This is a genomic window from Paenibacillus sp. FSL P4-0127 (assembly GCF_038007325.1).
Lineage (GTDB): Bacteria > Bacillota > Bacilli > Paenibacillales > Paenibacillaceae > Fontibacillus > Fontibacillus macerans.
This window is the reverse complement of sequence record NZ_JBBOWY010000001.1, coordinates 3,775,364-3,797,618: the sequence shown is the minus strand read 5'-3', so window position 1 is coordinate 3,797,618 and position 22,255 is coordinate 3,775,364. Positions and strand designations below refer to the sequence as shown.

The following is a 22,255-nucleotide window of genomic DNA, read 5'->3' as shown; positions in this document are numbered from 1 at the left end:
GGTTATTCAAGGAACATCCTTCTTTCCGCCATTTTGTCGGACCGGTATATAAAGGTAAGAATTTCCGCCACCAGATCGTATAATTCCGCAGGGATCTGCTGGTCCAGATCGAGCTTGGAAAGCACCTCGACCAGCGCCGCATCCTCCTGCACGGGAATGCCATGCTCCTTCGCCGTCTCCAAAATGCGCTCGGCCAGCAGGCCGCTTCCTTTGGCGGCGACGACCGGAGCCTCCCCCTGCCCGGGATCGTACTTGAGGGCAACCGCTTTTTTAAACGCAAGGTTTGGCTGCTTCGGCTGTTCGCTCATACGCGGTAATCCACCCCTTTATACGGGCTCGGGGCATAAGTCAGCGGCAGGCTGAAGTCCGCTGCGCCGCCTTCCTCGCTCTCCTTTGGGATCAACGGCTCCGACTTCAAGGACAGCAGACGGTAACCGGCGCTGGACAACGCTTCGCTGATCTCCTCCTGCCGGGATTCAAGGAACGCGCCGGTCGCTTCCTGCTCGCTGAATATTTTCAGCAGCACCTTTTTGTCGGCGACCTGCACGTCGACCATAATCTGGCCGAGCGTCTTCATCTGCAGGTCAAACCACAGGCGGCAGTTGGCGGGATCCAGCTCGCCTTTGCGCCCGCGGCGCGATTCGATATGCACCGAGGCAGTTTGCTTGCCGTCCGGTCCGAAAAAAGGCAGGAACATGGTCACCTGCGCAAACGGCGCGGTGCGGTCGGTATTGAGCAGCAGCTGCTGGCCGGTCAGCTGCTGCACCAGCTGCCGCGCCGCCTCTTGGAGCGGCGCGGGCAGATCGTCGGCCGCCACTATCTGCAGCAGCAGGCCTTTGAGCGTGTCCTGCACGGCCCCGCCGGCGGCATTAGGGGCGGCTGATGCGCTGGAGACGCCGAAGGCGGAGCTGCGCATGGCAGCCGCCTCCCCGGCGCTCGCTGGGGCCGGGGTCGAGGCCGGCGCAGCGCCGCCTGCCGCGCGGGCGTCCGCCTGCGCGGCGCGGCTTTCCACAGGCGGCGCGGCGCTGCCTGTGTCCCCGCCCGGCGCGGCCGCAGGCGCGCTGCCGGGCGCCTGCCCGCCGGGGAGCTCCGCGCCCCCGGCGTGCCTCGCCGAGCGCCCGCCGCGGGCGCGCTTCTTGCGCTGCGCCGACGCCGCCGCTGCGCTAGGCGCGGCCGCGCGCACCTGCTGCTCGTGCTCCGCACCGAGCAGCTTCAGCACGCGCCCCACCCACGGCTCCGCCGCGGGGGTGGGGCGCGTGCCCGCCGGCGAAGGGCCAGCGGCCCCTTCGCCCTGCGCCTGCGGCGCTGCCGCCGCGCCTCCGGCGGCGGCGCCGCTCCCTCCCAGCGTTCCCGCGCTGGGAGCAGCCCCGCCGGCGCCCGTCCCACGCCCGGGCGCCGCCTCGGCCATGCCCTCCTGCAGCATGGCCGCATCCAGCACCGCCAGCACCGCCTGCAGCTTCGCCACCAAAGCGCCGCCGGACAGGCTGGCCGCAGCGCTGCCGCCCGGAGTTCCCGGCTGCGGCGTTTGCCCCTCTGCAGCTTCGGCAAGCGCTCCCCGCAGCGCCATCTGCACGAGTCCGGCCGCTTGATTCGGCTGGGCGGAAGCTCCCGCCGCCCCGGCACCACCTGCCGCAGCGCTCATCGCGGCCGCTCCCGAACCCGAGGATGCCGTATCCGTCAATGTGGCAGCATTTGACCCAGCTTGAGCCTGCTGCCCCAGCGCCGCCGCTCCTCCGGCGCTTCTGCCGCTTGTCCCTGATCCGGGCGTGGCCGTCCCGTCCAAGTTCCCAGCCGTCTGGCTAAGATAGTTTGCAATCTGCTCGTCCAGCGCAGACAATAACGCGTGCAGCGGCGGCCCAAACACCGCCTGATGCAGTCCCGCCACCGTCTCCCCGGTCAGCGGCAGCCCCCGGCTAAAAGCGATGCCGGCCGCCTGAATCCACTCCGACAGCGGTACGCCGCCCGGCTTTTGCCCGGACACCTGCAAGATCTGCGATACGTTCTCCTTCGTCAACGGCATACCGCTTTTTTGCATCAACTGCAGCAGCTCGCGGTTCGTCGCCGTATCTTCCAGTCCTAAAGATTGCAACGCTTTGGCCAGGGAAGCCGCCGACAGCTCGGCTCCCGGAAGGGAACTCATCGGCCTCAGCACCGCCAGCCCGTCTTTGGATTCCGGCTGAACCTGCAGCAAAGTCGTTTCCCCCGGGCGCATCGGTGTTTCCAACGCGGCGTGCAGCTTCACGCCCTGCACCTGAATGACGGCTTCCTGACCGTTTTCGGATACGGACAAAACCGTTCCGCGGACCACCTGCCCTGTTTTCAGTCCCAGAGTTTTGGGTTCCCCCGCCTGGGCATTTCCCATCATACTGCGCAGCAACGGCCCGATATTCATGAAACTCCCCCCTTGCCTCAAAACATATTGGAAAACCCGCCATCGCTTCGGCGGGTTGGTTAAAGTGCAAGTACAAAAAGTCAAGTTTCCAGCTTTTTAAACTACCTCTTAAAACAACGTTTGCTCCTCGGCAAACAAATTGCCCAGAAAACTTTTCCGATGCATCGGCGTCGGCCCAAGGGCCAGGAGTTGCTCTCGATGCAGCTTGGTAGCGTACCCTTTATGTACCGCGATGCCGTATTCGGGATAACGCGCATCCCACTCGCCCTGGCAAAGCCGATCGCGCGTTACCTTGGCGATAATGGAGGCCGCCGCGATCGACTGGCTTGTCGCATCTCCTTTAATGACCGCCAGCTGCGGAATGTCGACATCGACCTTTTCGGCATCCACCAGTAAAAATTCCGGGGCCACGGCAAGTTGCTCCACCGCCCGCTTCATAGCCAGCCGGCTGGCCTGCTTAATATTGATCCGGTCGATCGTCGCCGCATCGGCATACCCGATCCCGACCGCTACCGCTTTTTCCATAATGAGATCATATAACTTTTCCCGCTTTTTCGGGCTTAACTTTTTTGAATCATTTACGTCCTCAAGCTGCAAATCCTGCGGCAAAATCACCGCCGCGGCTACTACGTCGCCGAACAGGCATCCCCGGCCAACCTCGTCGATTCCGGCTATGCAGCGGTACGAGGACCAATACTCTCTTTCATAGGATAGCAGATCGTCCATAGTGCCTCCTTCACGATTTAACCCTGTTCTAAGCTTAAGGGGTACCGGACATTTTATCAAGCGTTTGGTCCTTGCCCTACGGACGCTAAATCTTTTATCGGTTAACACGCTTGAAAAATATAGAGTTCTTTTAATTTTTTAGAGTTTGTTTAATCGCTTTTAAGGTTTCTAATTTTCACCGGCAGACGAGGCCAAGAGATGTTGTCTGCTTTCATTGGCAAGTTTGCGAATATGGTTCAAGTCGACATTGAGAAGCTGCCCGTGCCGTTTCACCGGACGACCGGCCACTAATACGGCGTCTACGTTGCCCGGGTTGGCAAATTGCACGACAGCGCCTATAGGATCAGATACGGGAAATAGGTTCAAATCTGTCGTCCGAATCAAAATAAGGTCGGCTTCTTTCCCCGGAGCCAAGGTGCCGATTTTATGGTCCAATCTCAAAGCTTTGGCTCCTGCAGCGGTAGCAAAATGCAACACTTGTCCGGCCTGCAAATTCAATTCGCCGGGCATGTTTTTCGAGGCCAAAATATCCTGGTTCACTCTTGCCCGTTCCGCCTGCAGCGCGAATTTCATTTGCGTGAACATGTCCCCTCCGGTTGAGGTCACGACGTCCACGCCAAGCGCGGGCGTACCGCCATTCTCAAGGAAGTGCCCGGTGGCGGGATAGCCGTGCCCCATCATCATTTCCACTTCCGGCGTAACGGATAGCGACGCCCCTGCATCCGCCAGCAGCTTGTATTCGTCAAAGCCCATCGTGTTGGCGTGCACCATATTCAAATCCGGACCGAGCAAGCCGGCTTTATAAAGCTTCTCAACAGAGCGGTCGTCCGCTCCCCAACTGCCGAAACCAACATGCATGGAGCATAACGCCCCCAGCTCCCGGGCAAGCCCGATTTCTCGGACCGTTGCCTCCCAACTGCTAAACTCAGGCCCTCTAATCGCCAGCCCCATCGTCAACAATTGATCATCGGAAGCAAAATATTCCTTTTTGACACGGTACACGTCTTCCGGGAAAATCTTTTGACTGTCACGGCTCCAATAATCGGTTTCACCGGAGACACCATAGGCGAATACGGCGCGCATGCCGGAATCCCGCAAGCCGCGAATCAGTTCGTCAGCATGATCGGGCGAATAAATCATCGTCCAGTCCAAAACGGTTGTCACCCCGGCGTTAAGCGCTTCCAATGCTCCCAGCAAATTGGCGGCATAACTGTCCGCGGGCCGCATTCTGCTGCCGAGTCCGCCATAATAAATGCTTTGCAGATAAGCCGGCAGTGACCAATCCGCGCCGATAGTCCGCAATAAAGACTCCCAGACATGACGATGGGTGTCCACGAATCCCGGCATGACAATCATGTCCGTGGCGTCAATGACCTCACTATCCGATACGTCAAGGTCAGCTTGAATCGTTACGATCAAAGAATCCTCGATCAGGATGTCGGCTTTCCGAAGGGTTCCTAAAGAGCTGTCCATAGTCAACACGCAACCGTTCTTGATTAAGCGACGCGTACTCATACTTTCCATCTCCTTTGGCTTTGATTGGATGTAAAAGAAGAGCTGATGAGAGGCTACAGTTGGAAAAATATGCCATATGTATCAATTATAGATCTTTTAGAACAATAAGTAAACTTAAAAAGCGCAAGCCCCGAACCAAGTGTCCGGGACTTGCGCTTATTACGTTTCTTCCGCCGCAATATGTCCTTACCGCTCGGACTTATACGTTCGGCTCCTCCAGCGAATATCGGCCCATTTTTCCGGCGCGCAGCTCGCGAAGCAGAATTTTTGAAGCTTTTTCAAGGTCAACCCGGCCGCCGCTTTGCAAGGAGCCGCGTTTACGGCCAACCGCTTCCATGATGGCGACGATTTCATCCGGGTCTTCAAAGTCGCGGGGAGGCTGGTCAAGCTCGAATCTCTCTTTAAACGGCTCCCAGTAATATCTGGCCAAATATTTTACGGCAAAAAAAGCGATATCCTCGGCATTCAAAATCTCTTCCCGGATCGCCCCCGTTACGGCAAGGCGGTAACCGACGTTTTGATCCTCGAATTTCGGCCACAAAATCCCCGGCGTGTCCAGCAGCTCCATTTCGGTGCCGACTTTGATCCACTGCTGCCCTTTGGTGACGCCAGGGCGGTCTCCGGTCGCCGCAATGCTCTTCCCGGCCAGCCGGTTAATGAGCGTCGACTTGCCGACATTGGGAATGCCGACGATCAGGGCCCGCACTGCGCGCGGATTAATGCCTTTGGCGAGCTGTTTTTCGATTTTATCCTTGAGCAGCTCTTTGGCCAGCTGCGGGATCTCCTTGATCCCTCGGCCGCTGGAAGCGTCCGCCTCGACGGCGGTGTGCCCTTCCTGCTTAAAAAACGCGATCCACTGCCTGGTCACCGCGGGATCGGCCAAATCCGCTTTATTTAAAACGATCAGCCGCGGTTTTCCCTGCAGGATCTCGTCGATCATCGGGTTCCGGCTCGATAAGGGAAGCCGGGCGTCGAGCAATTCGATCACCACGTCAATCAGCTTCAGCTTCTCCTGAATTTGCCGGCGGGCCCTGGTCATATGCCCGGGAAACCATTGTATTGTCATGTTCTTTCACCTCTAGCTTCCGAGAATGGCCCTCTAGCCGCAGATTTTAATGCTTAATGAAATGGAGCTCCTGTAGCGGCCAGAACACCAGATCGGCCCTTCCTACGATGTCGCCAAACGGCACATAGCCGATGCTCCGGCTGTCCGTGCTGTTGGAGCGGTTATCCCCAAGCACGAAAACATATCCTTCAGGCACGGTTCCATCGGAAACCCGCTCATTCGGGAAATCCGCTTCCGTATTATAAAGCTCATTGTTGTTATGCTTCGCATTTACCGCTTCTTTAATGTAAGTTTCATCCACGACCTGCCCGTTGACCGTGACGGTATCGCCTTCGACCTTTACGGTATCGCCCGGAACGCCGATCACCCGCTTGATGAAGTCGCGCCCTTCGGACGGGACGTGGAACACGATGACTTCCCCATGCTTCGGCTGACGGATATCGTAAATGATTTTGTTTACGATAATTCTTTCGCCCGTATGAAAATTCGGCTGCATCGAGGGACCATCTACAATAAACGGCGCAAAGAAAAGCCAACGAATCACAAGAACGAGCACGACCGCGATGACGATCGCTTTAAGCCACTCCATGGCCTCGCTCGATTGTTTTTTGCCCGAAGCAGGGGCGGGTGCCGTTTCCGCTGGGCTTGATTCGTGATCATTCAACTGCCCCGGCACTTCCCGATCGTCCGGATGGTTTGGTTGCTCATGCTTTTCCATGGACCGCGACCTCACTTTGTTTTGGAATATGTAAACGGAAATTCCTCCGTTAAAAACAGCAAAAGGGCTTGAATGGATACAAGCCCCCTGTTCGTTAAAAAATTAACGACGCACTTCTTTAATTCTCGCTGCTTTACCGCGCAATGCACGAAGATAGTACAACTTCGCACGACGCACTTTACCACGGCGAGCCACTTCGATTTTATCGATTTTCGGGGAATGAAGCGGGAAAGTTCTTTCCACGCCTACACCGTTGGAAATTTTACGAACCGTAAAAGTTTCGCTGATTCCGCCGCCGCGACGCTTGATAACAACACCTTCGAACAATTGGACACGTTCACGAGATCCCTCGATAACCTTAACGAACACTTTCAAAGTGTCACCAGGACGAAAGCTCGGAATATCTTTGCGAAGTTGTTCTTGCGTAATCGCTTGTACGATATTCATCTATGACTCCCTCCTTCCACTCAGGTGTTCATGCCTCTTCCGGAGAACCCCATGTTCTCCTTCATCATCCGCAGCGGACCACCGAATTCACAACAAGGAGAATTTTATCATAATTCCATAGGCATAGCAAGGAAAATCTAATTTTTTAAAGGGGTTAACTTGTACCTCGTCATTCTAATCATATCCCTTTTTCATAAAAAAAATGCCCGTCTCACCGGATGGGCCGGCTTTTCTTCAATTCTAATAAAGGAGTTGAATTAAACTGTGCGGTTTTTGATATTTCATCAATAGACTCAAGTAATTGTTCAAACTCTAAATTTGCATCCAATCTGTCCTTACTGTCATTTGTACCATTACCAGCTTGAATCGCTAATAACATTGCAGGAAAATATCCCCATTCATATTAATATTCTAGTCGTAAAATGCGATTGAGTGAAAAAACCGTCAAAGTTGGCGGTTGGAAAATTATTTACTTTTAGTATTGTCCCTAATACTGATTAACAATTTGATAACTTCAGAAAACCCCATAAATAAAAGCCCGCTTATTGATGTAGAAATAATTATTCCACTGCCATATAACCATCTTAATGGATGAGGGTCAGGAAAATAAGCACCTGAATCCGGGTCTTTCAATAAGGCGATTACAATTACTCCCGCTAGTAAACCTAATCCTATAAAAGCAATCCCAACATAATGTAATGCTGAGCCTATTGAACTGGAGTTTGAGTTATCATTAGATTTATTTTTTTCATCTTGTTCTTCAATGATTTCATCAAGCAATGAATTCATGATTATTTTCCTCTCTTATTTTGGGCTTTTAGGAAAGAGACGGAGAATATAAGAACTGTGACAGCAAAAATACCATTGGCCAGACTCAGCAGAAAATTATGTACTTGATAATTGCCAACATTAAGTTCAATGATTCCTAAACTAAAAAAGGAATTATAGAAGATGCCAAATAAAAAAATGAGAGATCCAACCATCAGAATTTTTGTTGCAGTATTCAATTTCACCCAAACATTCCCCCAAACCTATATTTTTCCACCTTATTATCATTATCGGCAAAATAGGTCTACAGAATTAGTCTATATTTCCATAAGAAAAAATAGACTGCCCCCGACAAAGGTATGCAGCCTATTTTTACAAAATGGTATCCCTGCATGCTATGCTGCTTTGCACGATTATCCCTCTTGTTCAGGGGGGAGAGGATGGGGCTAATCACGGCCCTTTCATTTTTTCCGGTGTCTTGCCCCATTCCTCCCTTCGGGTCTGCTTCACTTCTCTAAATCTCCTTCTCACAAACCTGTCTAACCATCTCGAACTAATGATCTCGAACATGTCTGCTGCTCCAAACCTATTTTCTTCTCCTGAATTTATCTTCCTCTCTGCTTCCGGATCAAACGGCATAATCGTGCAAAGCGTCCGGACAGCCGATATTGATCTGCCGATATTTCTTGCCATAATCGGTTACCGGACCTCCCTGTGAAGCGCTTATTATGAGGTTTAGCCTTTGTTATATTTAATTTTATTACACATACACTTACCGCTTTTCCTGGCCTGAATGGACATCCCCAAACTGAGACCATCATCACGGTTGTTTCTTTCTCCATTATTCCCCATCTTCCCCTACTATCCTCAATCCCATATCATTTTGGCAATAAAGAAGGTATTTTGAGCGTTGGAGTTGTCACTTCTTTCACGAAATGTTGTTCATCTGCCGATCTTGGACAAATGTTTTAACTACAAAAAAGACCACCCCCTATAACAGATGTTAATCTGGTATAAGGTGTGGCCTTTTTTTGCAAAACCGTTTCTGCTATCGACCGCATTCTTTTTTGTTCATCAGAAAGCAGTGAAAACCCCTGATATTATCGGTTTAAATCGGAGTAGCGGGATTCGAACCCACGGCCTCACCCACCCCAAGGGTGCGCGCTACCTGACTGCGCCATACCCCGATGATACTAAGCATTGTATCAACGTTTCCGTACCGTTGGCCCAACGCTTATGAATAGCGACATATGTTATTATACGCTATAGACACGCACCCTTGCAAGAGTTAGACGCGCATAACTGCGAAAATTTTCCCAATAAAATAACGTTTAAACGTGCGTTGATCGCCGATTCTCCATTTCACCCCAAATTGCAAACAAATCGTAACCCATTTTTTTTAAGACCATATAGAATAGATATGTTGGACAATTAGACAGGATAGGAGTTTATCAAGGAATGAGAAAAAGAATCTCACAGTATGCATTATTCTCGCTGGCCATTCTGGTGCTGATCTATGCGGTGGCGGTGACCCATCCGAGCAACGTATTATCGCGAAAGGCTTGCACCTCATGGGGCATGGTCAAAAATACAATGTTTACCTTGACCCACAAAAAGCATGAAGTATACCCTAAGCTGCCCGAAGGTTTTTCCGTCAAACCCGGCACCGCCGAGCAAGTTGCCGTACTCATGTATCACTACATCACGCCAAAGAAATACAATAAGTATCCGGGCAACGAATCCGTCATCAATTTGGAGGCTTTCGAACAAGATATGGCTTATCTACATGACCACGGGTACTATACGGCTTCGCTAAGCGAACTGGAACAATACGTCAGGGGGCAGATCTCCCTCCCGGCCAAAACCGTTGTCATTACGTTTGATGACGGATATCAAAACAACTATATATATGCCTACCCGATCCTCAAAAAATACGGATATAAAGCAGCCATTTTTGTCATCGGCAGTAAGTTGAAAGAGCAGACTCAAACCTTTGACCCCGCCAAAAAAACGTTTTTATCGAAGGAAGAAATGGAGTCTGCTCGAGATGTGTTCGAGTTTCACAGCCATACTTACGATCTGCATCGCAAAGGCTTTGAGAAATGCGGGGTAATGAAAGCTGCGGGACAAGACCCTTCGTTAGTGGAAAAAGATATTGCCTTGATGAAAGAAAAGGTGGTCGACTCTCCTTACTTCGCCTACCCATTCGGAGAAAAGACCCGGCAGATGATTTACTATCTCCAGGAAAACGGTTATCGAATGGCCTTCACCGTCTACCAGGGCTTCGTAAAACCCGGGGATCGGCTAATGACCTTGAAGAGATTGACGGTCACATCGGACACAGACATAGATAAATTGCTCAATCCTTAATTTCCGGAGGATGAGCTTTCATTTGCTCCAGCCATTTCAAATCCTGAGGCGATAATTCCAGCTTCTCAAGCAGGTCCGGGCGGCGCAAAAGGGTGCGCCGAAGCGCTTCTTTTCGCCGCCATTCCTCCACATTGGCATGATGTCCGCTGAGCAGAATATCGGGCACCTTCCAGCCGCGAAACTCCGCAGGTCTCGTGTAATGGGGATACTCCAGCATTCCGGTGCTGAAGGAGTCGGTGACCGCACTCATTTCATTCCCCAGCACGCCCGGGAGAAGCCGGGTCACGCTGTCGATCACGACCATCGCCGGCAGCTCGCCGCCGGTCAGTACATAATCGCCGATCGATATTTCGTCGGTTACGAGATGTTCGCGAATCCGTTCATCGTATCCTTCGTAGTGGCCGCAAATAAAGATCAGATGTTCCTCGGCGGCAAGCTCCTCGGCCTTCTTCTGCGTAAAAGCCTCGCCCTGCGGACACATCAAAATAACCCGCGGTGAGCGGGTCTTCGCCCCGGCATCACCATGCTTCCCTTCCAATACAGCTTCCACCGCCGCGAAGATCGGTTCCGGCTTCAGTACCATCCCGCCTCCGCCGCCATACGGCGTATCGTCTACGGTCCCATGCTTATTGCCCGAATATTCCCGGAAATTGATCGCATTTAGCGCAACGATTCCTTTTTCCTGCGCTTTGCCGAGAATGCTGCTGCCGAACACGCCTGCAAACATTTCCGGAAAAAGCGTCAGCACATCCACGCGCATCCTACAACAGCCCTTCCATCAGATGAACTTTGACCAGCTTGTCCTGAACGTTTACGTCCAGCACGACGTCGTCGATAACGGGCAGCAGCAGCTGTTTGCCGGAAGGCAGCTTGGCGACCCACACATCGTTCGCTCCCGGACGCAAAATCTCCTCGATCACGCCGAGGTCCTCGCCTTCGTCGCTGACGACGCGGCAGCCGATGATTTCATGGAAATAATACTCGTTTTCCGGCAATTCCACCGACTCCGCTTTCGTTACCTTTAAATCCCGGCCTTTAAATTTTTCAACTTCATTAATATCGGAAAATTCATTGAATTTTACAATATACATCTGTTTGTACGGTCTTGACGATTGCACCGTGACCGCCAACTGTTCCCCGCTCTCCGGGTGAATGATCAGAAGACGGTTTTTCGGTGCAAACCGGACATCCGGAAAATCCGTTTGCAGCAGCACCTTCAACTCACCGCGGATCCCGTGCGTATTTACGATTTTACCAACCGTCAACAATGAATTCGACATAACAACCTCCCAGTATTATAAACGGCTGAGGCTGAAACCCAGGGAAACCATCCAGCCGCTTTAAAAGCCTTATTTCAAGTATAATAGCCATAGTATCCTTAACACCGTGTCCTTTACGCTTCAGCATGTACGAAAAAGGGCTAGGACAAACATCCTAACCCGCTTTCGTACATCTATAAGAGGTTGTTTAAGACATGATGTCCACGGAAACCCGCTTATCCATCTTGACCGCTGCCGATGTTACGACCGTGCGGAGCGCTTTGGCGATTCTCCCCTGCTTGCCGATCACTTTCCCCACATCGTCGGGATGCACGGACAGCTCATAGACAATCAGGTGATCCTTCTCCACAACCTCCACACGAACATCGTCCGGATGGTCAACAAGAGCCTTCGCGATAACGCTGACTAATTGTTCCACTTACGACCCTCCGAATCAGCAATTATTTCTGCTGTCTGAGCTCATGAAACTTCTTCATTACGCCTGCTTTGCTCAGCAGATTGCGAACGGTATCGGATGCTTGCGCGCCGTTTTGGAGCCATTTGAGCGCCTTCTCTTCGTCGATGTTAACTACAGCCGGCTGTGCAACCGGGTTGTAGTAACCGATCTCCTCGATAAAACGGCCGTCACGCGGGGAACGGGAATTCGATACCACGACGCGGTAAAAAGGAGCTTTATGAGCACCAATACGTTTCAAACGAATACGAACTGCCACGAAATTCACCTCCTTCAAAAAATCAATGATAGAGGTAGTTCAAAAAGTCTGACTTTTTGAACTCCACTTAAGCGCGATCCGCCGCATTAACGGAACGGGAAGCGCATGCCTTTGCCGGCTTTGCTCAGCTGCTTCATCATTTTATTGCCTTTGCCTTTCGGTCCCATCATGTCTGAGAACTGCTTCATCATCCGGCGCATCTCGTCAAACTGCTTGATCAGGCGGTTGACGTCGGCCAGCGTCGTCCCGCTTCCGGCGGCGATCCGCTTGCGGCGGCTATGATTGATCATTTCCGGATTTTGCTTCTCCGCTTTGGTCATCGAATGAACGATGGCTTCCACCCGGCCCATTTGCTTCTCGTCGACCTTGATGTCCTTCATCTGCTTCATCTTGCCCATGCCCGGAATCATGTCCATAAGCTGATCCAGCGGACCCAGCTTCTTCACCTGATCCATCTGCTCGAGGAAATCGTCGAACGTAAATTCCGCGTTGCGCATTTTCCGTTCCATTTCCTTCGCTTTTTCGGCGTCGATGTTGGCCTGGGCTTTCTCGATCAGCGACAGCATGTCGCCCATGCCCAAAATCCGCGAAGCCATCCGCTCAGGATGAAACGGTTCAAGAGCATCGATCTTCTCGCCAAGCGCGGCGAACTTGATCGGGCAGCCGGTGACCGCTTTAACCGACAGCGCGGCCCCGCCCCGGGTATCGCCGTCCAGCTTCGTCAACACGACCCCCGTCAAAGTAAGCTGCTGGTTAAAGCTTTCGGCGACGTTGACGGCGTCCTGACCGGTCATCGCATCGACGACCAGGAGCACTTCGTCCGGCTTCGTCACCTCATGGATTTGCCGCAGCTCTTCCATCAGCTCCTCATCGATATGCAGCCGGCCCGCGGTGTCGATCAGCAAATAATCGTTGCCGTTGTCCTTTGCATGCTGCAGCGCCTGACGGGCGATCTCCACCGGGCTGTTGCCTTCCGGCAGCGTAAACACCGGCACCTTGATCTGTTCGCCCAGCACCTGCAGCTGCTTGATCGCCGCCGGACGATATATGTCTCCGGCCACCAGGAGCGGCCGGTGGTTTTCTTTCAGCAGCAGCTTCGCCAGCTTGGCCGATGTCGTCGTCTTCCCGGCCCCCTGCAAGCCCGCCATCATGATAACGGTCGGAGGACGGTTGCTCTTGGCTAGCCTTGCCTGACTGCCGCCCATCAGCTCGGTCAGTTCCTTGTTGACGATGTCGATGATGACCATGCCCGGCGTGAAGCTCTCCATCACTTCCTTGCCGACGGCCTTCTCCTTGACTTTGGCGATGAATTCCTTGACGACTTTAAAGTTGACGTCGGCCTCCAGCAGGGCCAGCCGGACCTCGCGCATCGCTTCGTTGACGTCGTCTTCCGAAACCTTGCCCTTGCCCCGCAGCTTGCTGAACACGCTCTGCAGCCGGCTCGTCAATCCTTCGAATGCCATGTTGCCGTCACCTCCATTCGCTAAAATTTGTTTCCTAACGCCATATTACAATTGCTCCGCCCGGCGAAGCAAATTTTTCGCTTCTTCTTTATCGGGCGCCGACATCGCGCTGCCTTCCACCAGCTTCTCCAGGCGGGACAATACGCCGCTGCGCGCCTCGTGCTTCTTAAGCAGCCCAAGCTTCTCTTCATACGTTTCCAGCATGCCTTCGGCCCGTTTAATGTGCTCGAACACCGCTTGGCGGCTAATTTCAAACTCCGCGGCGATTTCGCCGAGCGAAAAGTCGTCCAGAAAATAATATCGTAAAAAAGTCTGCTGCTTTTCCGTCAGCAGCGCTTCGTAAAAATCAAACAAAAGGTTGATCCGGTTCGTCTTCTCAAGTCTATTCTCTTGACTCATTTGGGCACTCCCCCTCCGTCAAGGAAAAACACTTTACAGCGCATCAACTTTTCCTATGATACCTCAGTGCCGGATAAGATGTCAAGCATTTTCCCTTAACATGTTGAAAAGCCCGGTACACCGCCGCTTACGCAGTAATAAACATCCCGAAAACAACAATAAAGCCGCCTTGCGAACGGGGCGCAAAGCGGCTGTCAAAGATGTAAACTCAGTGATGGGGAAGCAAATACAGCAGGATCGCAAAAAAATGAGTAACGCTCCCGCCCAGCACGAACAGATGCCAGATCGCATGGTGGTACGGAAATCCCCGCCAGACGTAAAACACGGTGCCCAGCGTGTACAAAACGCCGCCCGTAACGAGCAAAACGATGCCCTGGGACGCGACAGCCGCCGTTAACGGCCCCCACGCAATCACGATCAGCCAACCCATAATGAGGTAAAATACCGTCGACAAAAACAGGAATCTTTTTACGAAAAAAGCTTTAAACACGACGCCGAGCAGGGCAATCCCCCACACCGTCCCGAACAGGCTCCACCCGAGCGGGCCGCGCAGCACCACCAGCAAAAAAGGTGTATACGTCCCGGCAATGAAGATGTAAATGGAGGAGTGGTCCAAAAACTCGAACAAATCCTTCGCTTTGCCTTCTTTAAAGCTGTGCACCAGCGTCGAGCACAGGTAGAGCAGCAGCATGCTGGCCCCGTAGATCGTAAAGCTCACAACATGCCAAGCCGTGCCCTTGATGCTGGAAAACACGATCAGCAGCACCAGGGCGGCCACGCTCAACAGCGCTCCGATCCCGTGCGTCACGGCGTTGGCGATTTCCTCCCTGCGGTCAAAAGTATGCGTACTCGCCATCCCTGCCACCTCCTTATTTTTGCCTTGCTAAAAAATCTGGGCTATTACCATTCTACGTTATCGGCCTTCATACGGTGCATGAGCTTCGCCCATCTCCGAATCAGGCTTCCGCCGAAGCCTCTTCGTCATTGATCAGCCCGGCGAACAGTCCGTGTACGAACTGCTCGGAATCGAACTTCTGCAGGTCGCCGATCTTCTCGCCGAGGCCGACGAATTTCACCGGCAGGCTCAGCTCCTGGCGAATCGCGACAACGATCCCGCCCTTGGCCGTGCCGTCCAGCTTAGTGAGCACAAGCCCGGTGACGCCGCTTTTTTCCCCGAACAGCTTGGCCTGATTCAGAGCGTTTTGGCCGGTCGTCGCATCCAACACCATCAGCACCTCATGCGGCGCGCCGGGAATTTCCCGCTGGATGACGCGGTAAATCTTGTTCAACTCCTCCATCAGGTTGGACTTGTTCTGCAGCCGGCCCGCCGTATCGCAGAGCAGAATGTCCGCTCCCCGCTGCTTGGCCGCCTGCACCGCGTCAAACATGACCGCCGCCGGATCGGACCCGGCCTGCTGCTTGATCACATCGACGCCAACCCGCTGGCCCCACACCTCAAGCTGTTCGATCGCCCCGGCCCGGAACGTATCGCCCGCCGCCAGAATTACTTTTTTGCCCTGCTGCTTGTAGTAATGCGCCAGCTTGCCGATCGTCGTCGTTTTGCCGACGCCGTTGACGCCGACGAACAAAATAACGCTGATCCCGTCTTGGCTCAGATGTATTTCGTTGTCCTCATCGCCGCGCAATAGCCCGGTCAGCTTCTCGGACAGCAGCGGCTGCAGCTCGGCCGGGTTTTCGATCCGGCGCTGCTTGACTTCTTTGCGCAGATCGTCGATCAGCTTCAGCACCGTATTCACGCCCACGTCGGCGCCGATAAGGATTTCCTCCAGCTCCTCGAAAAATTCTTCATCTATTTTTTTGCGGCGGGTAACCAGCTCCGCAACCTTCTCAACAAAGCCCTTGCGGCTTTTTTCCAGACCGTCCCTGAACTGTTTCGTTACCGATTCCGTTTTTGCCGCGATGCTTTCCCGCAGTTTCTTAAAGAAACTCATACAAGCTATATCCTCCTTTGGTCTGTCCGGGTATGTATATGTAGCGATCCTATCACAACTTAAAGGAAAAAAGGGCGTTATTTAAATCCATTCGGACGTCCCCCGCAACATAGCGCAATAATATGGCGCTATCCCTGGAAAACCTACGCAAAATCCGCTTTATTCACGCTTGTCTCCAAAATAGCGCCATGGATTACCGTTAATTTTGAAAAGACGCTCGGTTGCCCTGAAATAAGGCCATAAAATGCCGTTAATTCGCTTCGGGCGGCCCTCTTCATTATCGCACAATGCTTGCCGCCAGGCAATTTTGCGCCAGTTGCTTCAGGGGCCTTGCATCCCCGGATCAAGCGATTTCCATCGTATCCTCGTCGTCCAGCTTGACCGAAACGAGCTTGGAAACGCCGCCTTCCTCCATGGTCACGCCGTACAGCACGTCGGCCTCCTCCATCGTGCCTTTGCGGTGCGTCACGACGATAAACTGCGTCTGCTCGGAAAACTCCCGCAAATATTGGGCAAACCGCGACACGTTCGCTTCGTCCAGCGCCGCCTCGACTTCGTCGAGCACGCAAAACGGCACCGGCTTCACCTGCAGAATGGCAAACAGCAGCGCCATCGCCGTCAATGCGCGCTCTCCCCCGGAGAGCAGCTGCAGGTTCTGCAGCTTTTTGCCCGGCGGCTGGGCGACCACATCGATCCCCGTCTCCAGCAGGTTGTCCGGATCGAGCAGCACCAAATCGGCGCGGCCGCCGCCAAACAGCTTGGAGAAGACGATGACGAACTCGCGCCGGATGGCGTCAAACGTGACCTTGAACCGTTTGGACATTTCTTCGTCCATCTCGCGGATGACCTGGTACAACGTCGTTTTCGCTTCCACCAGGTCGTCCTTCTGCTCGGTCAGGAATTGATACCGCTCGTTGACGCGGTTGTATTCCTCGATCGCGCCGAGGTTCACCTCTCCGAGCAGCGTGATCTGCCGCTTCAGTTCCTTCACCTCGGCCTGGGTCTGCGGCACGTCCTCCGGCACCGCGTAGCGCTGCTTGGCCAATTCGTAGCTCAGCTCATAGTCTTCCGACAGCTTGCGCAAAATATTGTCCAGCTCCACGTCGAGCCGGTTGGCCTGGATTTCCGTTTGCCGCAGCTGCTCTTCCACGGCCTTCAGACCGATCCGCTGCTCTTTCGTCTCGCTTTCGCCTTCCTCCAGCTTCTTCACGAGCACGGTCCGCGAAGCCCGCTCCATTTCCAACTGCTCGCCGGCGCGCTCCTTCTTCAGCTTGAAATCGTTGAGCTCTTCACGCTGCCGCACGCTCTGCTCTTCGTTCTGCTGCAAATCCGCTTCGATCGACTGCAGGATCGTGCGGTTTTGCTCCAGTTCGCGCTGCTGGATTTTGTATTCTTCCTCGGCGCGCCGCAGCTGTTCGCGAAGCGAGGAGCACTCCTGGTCCAGCTTGCCTTCGCGGACCTTGAGTCCGGTCAGCAAGTCCTGCAGCTCTTCCTTGGCCGATTCGCTCGCTTTGCGGGCAAATTCGGCCGCGCGGATAGACTGCTGCACGGACTGCTCCTCTTTTTCCAGCTCCGCGAGGCGTTCCTCGGCCGCTTTTTTCGTCGCCTCCAGCTCCTCCAGCTCTTTCTGGTAATGGCCTTTTTCCTGGCCGTAGAGCTCGAACTGCTCCGATACATGCCGCCATTCGTGCTGAGCCTGCTTCAAATCGCCGGCGACGGCTTGTTCCTCCGCCCGCTTGGCGTCGCCCGCCTCGCGCAGCCGGTTCAGGTCGCTCTCCGACTTGGCGACCTGGCTGCGGACATCGGCCAGGCCTTTGCGCAGCTTATCCAGCATTTCCTCGCTTTCGCGGATGTCGGCGGCCAATTGGTCCAACTGGCGCTTGCGGCCCAGCAGGTTGCTGTTCTTGCGGTGCTGGCTGCCCCCGGTCATCGAACCGCCGGCGTTAACGACATCGCCTTCGAGCGTAACGATCCGGAAGCGGTATTGGCAGCGGGCCGCCATTTTGTTCGCTTTTTCCAAATCGGTGGCAAACACGACGTTGCCCAGCAAGCTGCCGACGATATCGGCGTAACGCGGTTCATAGCCGACCAGTTCGGCGCCGATGCCGACGAAGCCTTCGGCGTCCTCCATGAGCCGCTTGTCCGCCGGAGAAATTTGCCGCGGGCGGATGACGTCGAGCGGCAGGAACGTAGCCCGCCCAAGCTGCCGCTGCTTCAGAAAGGCGATCGCCTGCCGGGATACGGCTTCGTTCTCCATGACGATGTGCTGCATCGCCCCGCCGAGCGCCGTTTCCACCGCGATTTCCAGCTTTTCGGGAACGCGGATCAGCTCGGCCACGGCCCCGTGCACCCCGGGCAGCATCGATTTCTTGGCGGCTTTCAGCACTTCCTTGACGCCAAGCATAAAGCCGTCGTAATCCTCTTCCATTTCCTTCATCGTATCGCGGCGCGACACCAAGCCTTCGCGCTTCTGCTCCCATTTGCGGATGCCGCCCTGGCTTTCCTCCACGAGCTTCTGCAGCGATTGGTGGCGTTCGCTTTCCTGGATATATTTGCTGCGCAAATCGGAAATCTCTTTGCCCAGCTTCTCCAGCGCCGCTTCCAGCTCGCTTTTGCGCGCTTTCAGGCGCTGCTGCTCCTCGGTCCACTTGACGCCTTCCTCTTCGGCCCGATCCATCCGCCGCTTTACGCTTTCCTTCTGCTGCTCGGCATAATGGATTTCGTTGCGCGCCTGCGCCATCTGATTCATGATCTCCAGCAGCTGGCCCTTCAGGCCTTCCTCCTGGGCCTGGCTGATGCCGCCGGTTACCCCGATCAGCTTCGCCTCTTCATCCGCCAGCTCGCGGCGCAGCTCCTGAAGCTGCTGCTCGGCGGCGGCGAATTTGGCCGTAAGCTGCTCCAGCTCCTGCGAACGCTGAGCGTAGCGCTCCTCGCTGACCGCTAAAGACTGCCGCAGCTGCTCCCGGTTCTGGGCCAGGTTTTTGGCCCGTTCCTTGAGCACCTCGCCGTAGCCTTCGCTTTTTTCGTAGCTTTCGCTGTACTCTAGCAGTTGCGCCTGCAGCTGTTCGATCCGGTCTTCGACCTGACGCAGCGCCAAGCGGTCGCTTTCCAGCTTGGCGTCATGGGCGGATACGACCGTGGACAAAGCGAGCTGTTCTTCCTGCAGCTTGGTGAGTTTAGCGTTGGCCTCGCTCCAGGACTCATGAATTTGCTCGATCTGATGGACGTACAGCGAAATCTCTTTATTTTTCAGCTGCTCGCGCAGTTCCTTGTATTTCAGCGCTTTTTCCGATTGCTCCTTCAACGGTCCGACTTGATCCTCCAACTCGCTGATCAGATCGTGAATCCGCAGCAGGTTCTGTTCCGTGTCATCCAGCTTGCGGCGGGCGTCTCGCTTGCGGCTCTTGTACTTCACGATTCCCGAAGCCTCTTCAAAGATACCGCGGCGATCCTCCGAACGCGTGCTCAAAATCTCCTCGATCCGGCCTTGTCCGATGATCGAATACGCCTCTTTGCCGATCCCGGTATCCATAAACAGCTCGGTAATATCCTTCAGGCGGCAGGCCTGCTTGTTGATGTAATATTCGCTTTCCCCGCTGCGGTGGACCCGCCGGGTTACCGTCACTTCGCTGAAATCGAGCGGCAGCGCCTGGTCGCCGTTGTCCAGCGTCAGCGAAACCTCCCCGTAGTTCACCGCCTTGCGCGCATCGCTGCCGGCAAAAATGATATCCTCCATCTTGCCGCCGCGAAGCGATTTGGCGCTTTGTTCCCCGAGCACCCAGCGGATACCGTCGGAAATATTGCTTTTACCGCTGCCGTTTGGTCCTACTACAGCGGTAATGCCGCGGACGAATTCCATTTCCGTCTTGTCCGCGAATGATTTGAAACCCGCTAGCTCGATCCGTTTCAAAAACATACGTTCACGATCACCTCTAACGACTATTGTAACATACAGTAAGGCGCGGAGCACAGGGCAAACGAGCGGGCGCCGAGATAAGCGGGAGTCCGCCTTGATCGCCCGCCTAGCCTCTTGAATTCTCCGGCACGTTTTGCTAGTCTGGTAGACATACTAATATTCGGTAAAAGGAGCTCTGATGATGAGGCACTACATGCAATCGATCCGCAACTACTCCAAAAACCAAAGCCGAGCTGGGCGCACCGCCGCGATTCTGTCCCTAGCCGTAACCATTACGTTTTCGGCCGGCGCCGTTCTCTATCCGGCGGCCACGGCAAACGCCGCAGCCGTATCGCAAATCGCCTTTGAAGGACAGGCCGCAACCAGTGTCGAGCCGTTGATGTACAAAGGCACAACCTTTGTCTCGTTAAGGGAAACCGCCGAACAGCTTGGCGCTACCGTGCGCTGGAACCCTGCCGAACGCGTTACCGAACTGAAGCTCAATGGCGATACGATTCAGCATCGGCCGGGAACGGCCGTTTTTCAGGTGAACTCTTATTCCGTTCAAGCCGCTTTGCCGTCTTTTCAAAAGAACGGAAAGACGATGGTGCCGCTAAGAACGCTGGCCGAAGTTCTGAAAGCCGACCTTTCAACTCTTTCGCTTTCCGGGGGGACCTCCGTCAATCTGACGCGTGATACGGCAACGCTCGTTTCCGGAAAAACCAAACAAGCGGACCAATATTTGATCGACCAACAATATTCGGGCATCGCCCTGATCGCCAAAAACGGGCAAATCCTGCTCCGTAAAGGCTACGGCTACAGCGATGAAAACCGGCTGGTCCACGCCGACCAAAAATCGCGCATCGCCTCCTTGACTAAGTCGTTTACCGCCGCGGCGGTTATGAAGCTGGCCGAAAAGGGCAAACTCAAGCTGGACGATACGCTGGAATCCTACATACCCGGATTTCCGTCCGGCGACCGGATCACCATTCATATGCTGCTCTCCCATACCTCCGGGATAACTTCCAACATTCCCCGAGAACAAGGCATGTCGCTGCAGCAGACGGTCGACGCGATCAAAAGCAAACCCTTGCTGGCGGAACCCGGGGCCGAATTCAAATACAGCAACGGAGGTTATGTGCTGCTTGCTTCCATCATTGAGCAGGTATCCGGGATGAAGTATGGGGATTATCTGAATCAGCAGTTTTTTCAGCCGCTCAATATGGACGATACCGGAGAAGCGGATGCATCGACTCAGGTCATTAAAGGCTATATCCGTCAAGGGAAGGATTGGACGCTCGCGGGCGATTACGTCTCCCCCTCGGGGACGGGCAGTTTGTATTCCACCGTGGACGACCTGTTGAAATGGGATTTGGCCTTAAATACGAATAAAGTGCTGCAAAAAGCTTCGCTGGAAAAGATGTTCACCCCCTATTCCGAAAAAAACTACGGATACGGCTGGATGATTAAGCAGCAGGGAGACCGTACGATCGTCTTTCATAATGGCAGCGGCACGGGCTACGCCACAGGGTTGTCCCGGGAAGCCGGCGGAGGCGTTACGATCATCCTGCTCGGCAACCACGCCGGGATCGATATGCTGGAGCTGATGGATAACTTGCGCGGGCTGGTTAAATAGGAACCGAAAAAAAGATCGAAGACCAAAGCTCTGTTAAAGAGCCTGTCTTCGATCTTTTCGCATATCGATTTATTGCGAACTTCCGCCGAGACGAACTTCCCCGGTCTCCCGGTGCCAATCCAGCGGGATTCCCAGCTTCTCGCAGATTAGCTCAAGCGGGTACAGTGTGGAGTTGGCCAGGAACGGCAGCTTAACCTCCTCCTTCGCCGCCTTCCCGTTTATCAGCAGCACCGGCCGGCTGCTCTGTTGAAATGCCACGGTCTGCCCGTTATAAGAGAAGGATACCACTGAATAGGACCGATTGTAGTTTTTCGGATCGGGTTTGGACGGCACGGTTTTGGTTTTGACGCCCAGCGCTTCAAATACACTACTATAAGGTACGTACAGTTTGCCGTCAACGATAGCCGCCGTCGCGTAAAATTGCACATCCTGCCCGTTGACCTTAAATGAAATAGGAGGCAGCACTTGAGCAATTCCGCCGTCTTTGATCTGCTGCGAGCCGCTGTCCGTTCCCATGCCGGAGTAGTAGCCGTCGCCCCATGCCAGCAGTTTTCCGTTTTTGCCGATCGCATACCCGGTTTGATCGTAAGTGCCCCCGATCGCCTTGATCCCGGTGAGTCCCTTTACCTGAAACGGTTTGGCCGACTGACCCGTGTTGTAATTCCACTGCCAAACGGTCCCGTCATCCTTCAACATATACAGGCGATTATATCCCGTCTTAATCTCCTTGATCTCCTTGACCGGCCAGTAAAATTTCCCTTCAAGCCAGCCGGTATTGGCCTGCCGGAAATCTAACGGTTGCAGCCGCCGCTATTTTACGAAAAATGAACTTGCTAAATTCTTACGGCTATCGAGCGGCGTTATTTGCTTTAATCCAGGTTAAAATAGCCGGTTTGTCCGGCTTGATCTTTGCAA

General features: G+C 54.1%; 22 protein-coding genes and 1 tRNA gene. 2 read left to right on the top strand and 21 right to left on the bottom strand.

The genetic code is table 11. From position 1 onward, the window contains the following. Positions 1-2: 2 nt before the first annotated feature. The 11 genes from NYE74_RS17120 to NYE74_RS17070 form a co-directional block, all read right to left on the bottom strand. Complete coding sequence (locus NYE74_RS17120; protein WP_036622211.1) at positions 3-308, bottom strand: EscU/YscU/HrcU family type III secretion system export apparatus switch protein; 306 nt, start codon at positions 306-308, stop codon at positions 3-5. Next, positions 305-2,392: a flagellar hook-length control protein FliK gene (locus NYE74_RS17115; RefSeq protein ID WP_341005001.1), complete on the bottom strand. Its 2,088-nt coding sequence runs from the start codon at positions 2,390-2,392 to the stop codon at positions 305-307. The genes NYE74_RS17120 and NYE74_RS17115 overlap by 4 nt, the downstream gene beginning before the upstream one ends. Positions 2,393-2,500: 108 nt before the next feature. Further along, a complete protein-coding gene (locus tag NYE74_RS17110; RefSeq protein WP_341005317.1) occupies positions 2,501-3,175 on the bottom strand; it encodes a ribonuclease HII in 675 nt (224 codons plus the stop codon). Positions 3,176-3,286: 111 nt separating this feature from the next. Further along, positions 3,287-4,633, bottom strand: coding sequence for an amidohydrolase family protein (locus NYE74_RS17105; RefSeq protein WP_341005000.1), 1,347 nt, complete (start codon positions 4,631-4,633; stop codon positions 3,287-3,289). Between the two features lie 199 nt (positions 4,634-4,832). Then, on the bottom strand, positions 4,833-5,699 hold the full coding sequence (gene ylqF, locus NYE74_RS17100) for a ribosome biogenesis GTPase YlqF (protein ID WP_328272111.1): 867 nt from the start codon (positions 5,697-5,699) through the stop codon (positions 4,833-4,835). Positions 5,700-5,745: 46 nt separating this feature from the next. Beyond that, positions 5,746-6,288: a signal peptidase I gene (gene lepB, locus NYE74_RS17095; protein WP_227872864.1), complete on the bottom strand. Its 543-nt coding sequence runs from the start codon at positions 6,286-6,288 to the stop codon at positions 5,746-5,748. 231 nt (positions 6,289-6,519) lie between these two features. Further along, positions 6,520-6,864 (bottom strand): 50S ribosomal protein L19, encoded by a 345-nt coding sequence (gene rplS, locus NYE74_RS17090; protein ID WP_036622198.1) that lies wholly within the window; start codon positions 6,862-6,864, stop codon positions 6,520-6,522. Positions 6,865-7,075: 211 nt separating this feature from the next. Continuing rightward, positions 7,076-7,243 (bottom strand): flagellin N-terminal helical domain-containing protein, encoded by a 168-nt coding sequence (locus NYE74_RS17085; RefSeq protein ID WP_328272112.1) that lies wholly within the window; start codon positions 7,241-7,243, stop codon positions 7,076-7,078. An 86-nt stretch (positions 7,244-7,329) separates the two neighbouring features. Beyond that, positions 7,330-7,653, bottom strand: a complete 324-nt coding sequence (locus tag NYE74_RS17080; RefSeq protein ID WP_328272113.1) for a hypothetical protein — start codon at positions 7,651-7,653, stop codon at positions 7,330-7,332. A 429-nt stretch (positions 7,654-8,082) separates the two neighbouring features. Continuing rightward, positions 8,083-8,325, bottom strand: a complete 243-nt coding sequence (locus NYE74_RS17075; protein ID WP_341004999.1) for a hypothetical protein — start codon at positions 8,323-8,325, stop codon at positions 8,083-8,085. 420 nt (positions 8,326-8,745) lie between these two features. Beyond that, positions 8,746-8,819, bottom strand: a tRNA-Pro gene (locus tag NYE74_RS17070). Positions 8,820-9,090: 271 nt separating this feature from the next. Here NYE74_RS17070 and NYE74_RS17065 point away from each other — a divergent pair. Further along, positions 9,091-10,002, top strand: coding sequence for a polysaccharide deacetylase family protein (locus tag NYE74_RS17065; protein WP_036622189.1), 912 nt, complete (start codon positions 9,091-9,093; stop codon positions 10,000-10,002). Here NYE74_RS17065 and trmD read toward each other — a convergent pair. From trmD to smc, 9 genes are all read right to left on the bottom strand, one after another. Continuing rightward, positions 9,992-10,762 carry a tRNA (guanosine(37)-N1)-methyltransferase TrmD gene (gene trmD / locus NYE74_RS17060; protein WP_036622188.1) on the bottom strand — a complete coding sequence of 257 codons (771 nt, stop codon included), beginning with the start codon at positions 10,760-10,762 and terminating at the stop codon, positions 9,992-9,994. The genes NYE74_RS17065 and trmD overlap by 11 nt on opposite strands. Position 10,763: 1 nt before the next feature. Beyond that, positions 10,764-11,282 carry a ribosome maturation factor RimM gene (gene rimM, locus NYE74_RS17055; RefSeq protein ID WP_036622186.1) on the bottom strand — a complete coding sequence of 173 codons (519 nt, stop codon included), beginning with the start codon at positions 11,280-11,282 and terminating at the stop codon, positions 10,764-10,766. A gap of 187 nt (positions 11,283-11,469) precedes the next feature. Continuing rightward, positions 11,470-11,700 (bottom strand): KH domain-containing protein, encoded by a 231-nt coding sequence (locus tag NYE74_RS17050; RefSeq protein ID WP_328272114.1) that lies wholly within the window; start codon positions 11,698-11,700, stop codon positions 11,470-11,472. Positions 11,701-11,722: 22 nt separating this feature from the next. Next, a complete protein-coding gene (rpsP, locus tag NYE74_RS17045) occupies positions 11,723-11,995 on the bottom strand; it encodes a 30S ribosomal protein S16 (protein WP_036622182.1) in 273 nt (90 codons plus the stop codon). Between the two features lie 86 nt (positions 11,996-12,081). Beyond that, positions 12,082-13,458: a signal recognition particle protein gene (gene ffh / locus NYE74_RS17040; RefSeq protein ID WP_328272115.1), complete on the bottom strand. Its 1,377-nt coding sequence runs from the start codon at positions 13,456-13,458 to the stop codon at positions 12,082-12,084. 45 nt (positions 13,459-13,503) lie between these two features. Next, positions 13,504-13,857, bottom strand: coding sequence for a putative DNA-binding protein (locus NYE74_RS17035; protein ID WP_328272116.1), 354 nt, complete (start codon positions 13,855-13,857; stop codon positions 13,504-13,506). Positions 13,858-14,065: 208 nt separating this feature from the next. Continuing rightward, a complete protein-coding gene (gene trhA / locus NYE74_RS17030; RefSeq protein WP_036622178.1) occupies positions 14,066-14,713 on the bottom strand; it encodes a PAQR family membrane homeostasis protein TrhA in 648 nt (215 codons plus the stop codon). A 100-nt stretch (positions 14,714-14,813) separates the two neighbouring features. Further along, complete coding sequence (ftsY, locus tag NYE74_RS17025; protein ID WP_341004998.1) at positions 14,814-15,809, bottom strand: signal recognition particle-docking protein FtsY; 996 nt, start codon at positions 15,807-15,809, stop codon at positions 14,814-14,816. A gap of 343 nt (positions 15,810-16,152) precedes the next feature. After that, a complete protein-coding gene (smc, locus tag NYE74_RS17020) occupies positions 16,153-19,725 on the bottom strand; it encodes a chromosome segregation protein SMC (protein WP_036622175.1) in 3,573 nt (1,190 codons plus the stop codon). A 181-nt stretch (positions 19,726-19,906) separates the two neighbouring features. Here smc and NYE74_RS17015 point away from each other — a divergent pair, with 181 nt between their 5' ends. Continuing rightward, entirely contained in the window at positions 19,907-21,340 is a 1,434-nt protein-coding gene (locus NYE74_RS17015; protein WP_341004996.1) for a serine hydrolase, read from the top strand. Positions 21,341-21,409: 69 nt separating this feature from the next. Here the strand turns inward: NYE74_RS17015 and NYE74_RS17010 are convergent, their stop codons facing one another. Further along, positions 21,410-22,036: a stalk domain-containing protein gene (locus NYE74_RS17010; RefSeq protein WP_341004994.1), complete on the bottom strand. Its 627-nt coding sequence runs from the start codon at positions 22,034-22,036 to the stop codon at positions 21,410-21,412. Between the last annotated feature and the right edge of the window lie 219 nt (positions 22,037-22,255).

Coding starts and splice junctions, on each gene's coding strand:
- smc (WP_036622175.1), bottom strand. CDS start 19,725: ATGTTTTTGAAACGGATCGAGCTAGCGGGTTTCAAATCATTCGCGGAC.
- rplS (WP_036622198.1), bottom strand. CDS start 6,864: ATGAATATCGTACAAGCGATTACGCAAGAACAACTTCGCAAAGATATT.
- NYE74_RS17015 (WP_341004996.1), top strand. CDS start 19,907: ATGAGGCACTACATGCAATCGATCCGCAACTACTCCAAAAACCAAAGC.
- lepB (WP_227872864.1), bottom strand. CDS start 6,288: ATGGAGTGGCTTAAAGCGATCGTCATCGCGGTCGTGCTCGTTCTTGTG.
- NYE74_RS17085 (WP_328272112.1), bottom strand. CDS start 7,243: ATGTTATTAGCGATTCAAGCTGGTAATGGTACAAATGACAGTAAGGAC.
- NYE74_RS17105 (WP_341005000.1), bottom strand. CDS start 4,633: ATGAGTACGCGTCGCTTAATCAAGAACGGTTGCGTGTTGACTATGGAC.
- NYE74_RS17075 (WP_341004999.1), bottom strand. CDS start 8,325: ATGGCAAGAAATATCGGCAGATCAATATCGGCTGTCCGGACGCTTTGC.
- trhA (WP_036622178.1), bottom strand. CDS start 14,713: ATGGCGAGTACGCATACTTTTGACCGCAGGGAGGAAATCGCCAACGCC.
- rimM (WP_036622186.1), bottom strand. CDS start 11,282: ATGTCGAATTCATTGTTGACGGTTGGTAAAATCGTAAATACGCACGGG.
- NYE74_RS17035 (WP_328272116.1), bottom strand. CDS start 13,857: ATGAGTCAAGAGAATAGACTTGAGAAGACGAACCGGATCAACCTTTTG.
- ylqF (WP_328272111.1), bottom strand. CDS start 5,699: ATGACAATACAATGGTTTCCCGGGCATATGACCAGGGCCCGCCGGCAA.
- NYE74_RS17115 (WP_341005001.1), bottom strand. CDS start 2,392: ATGAATATCGGGCCGTTGCTGCGCAGTATGATGGGAAATGCCCAGGCG.
- NYE74_RS17065 (WP_036622189.1), top strand. CDS start 9,091: ATGAGAAAAAGAATCTCACAGTATGCATTATTCTCGCTGGCCATTCTG.
- ffh (WP_328272115.1), bottom strand. CDS start 13,458: ATGGCATTCGAAGGATTGACGAGCCGGCTGCAGAGCGTGTTCAGCAAG.
- trmD (WP_036622188.1), bottom strand. CDS start 10,762: ATGCGCGTGGATGTGCTGACGCTTTTTCCGGAAATGTTTGCAGGCGTG.
- NYE74_RS17120 (WP_036622211.1), bottom strand. CDS start 308: ATGAGCGAACAGCCGAAGCAGCCAAACCTTGCGTTTAAAAAAGCGGTT.
- NYE74_RS17010 (WP_341004994.1), bottom strand. CDS start 22,036: ATGTTGAAGGATGACGGGACCGTTTGGCAGTGGAATTACAACACGGGT.
- ftsY (WP_341004998.1), bottom strand. CDS start 15,809: ATGAGTTTCTTTAAGAAACTGCGGGAAAGCATCGCGGCAAAAACGGAA.
- NYE74_RS17080 (WP_328272113.1), bottom strand. CDS start 7,653: ATGAATTCATTGCTTGATGAAATCATTGAAGAACAAGATGAAAAAAAT.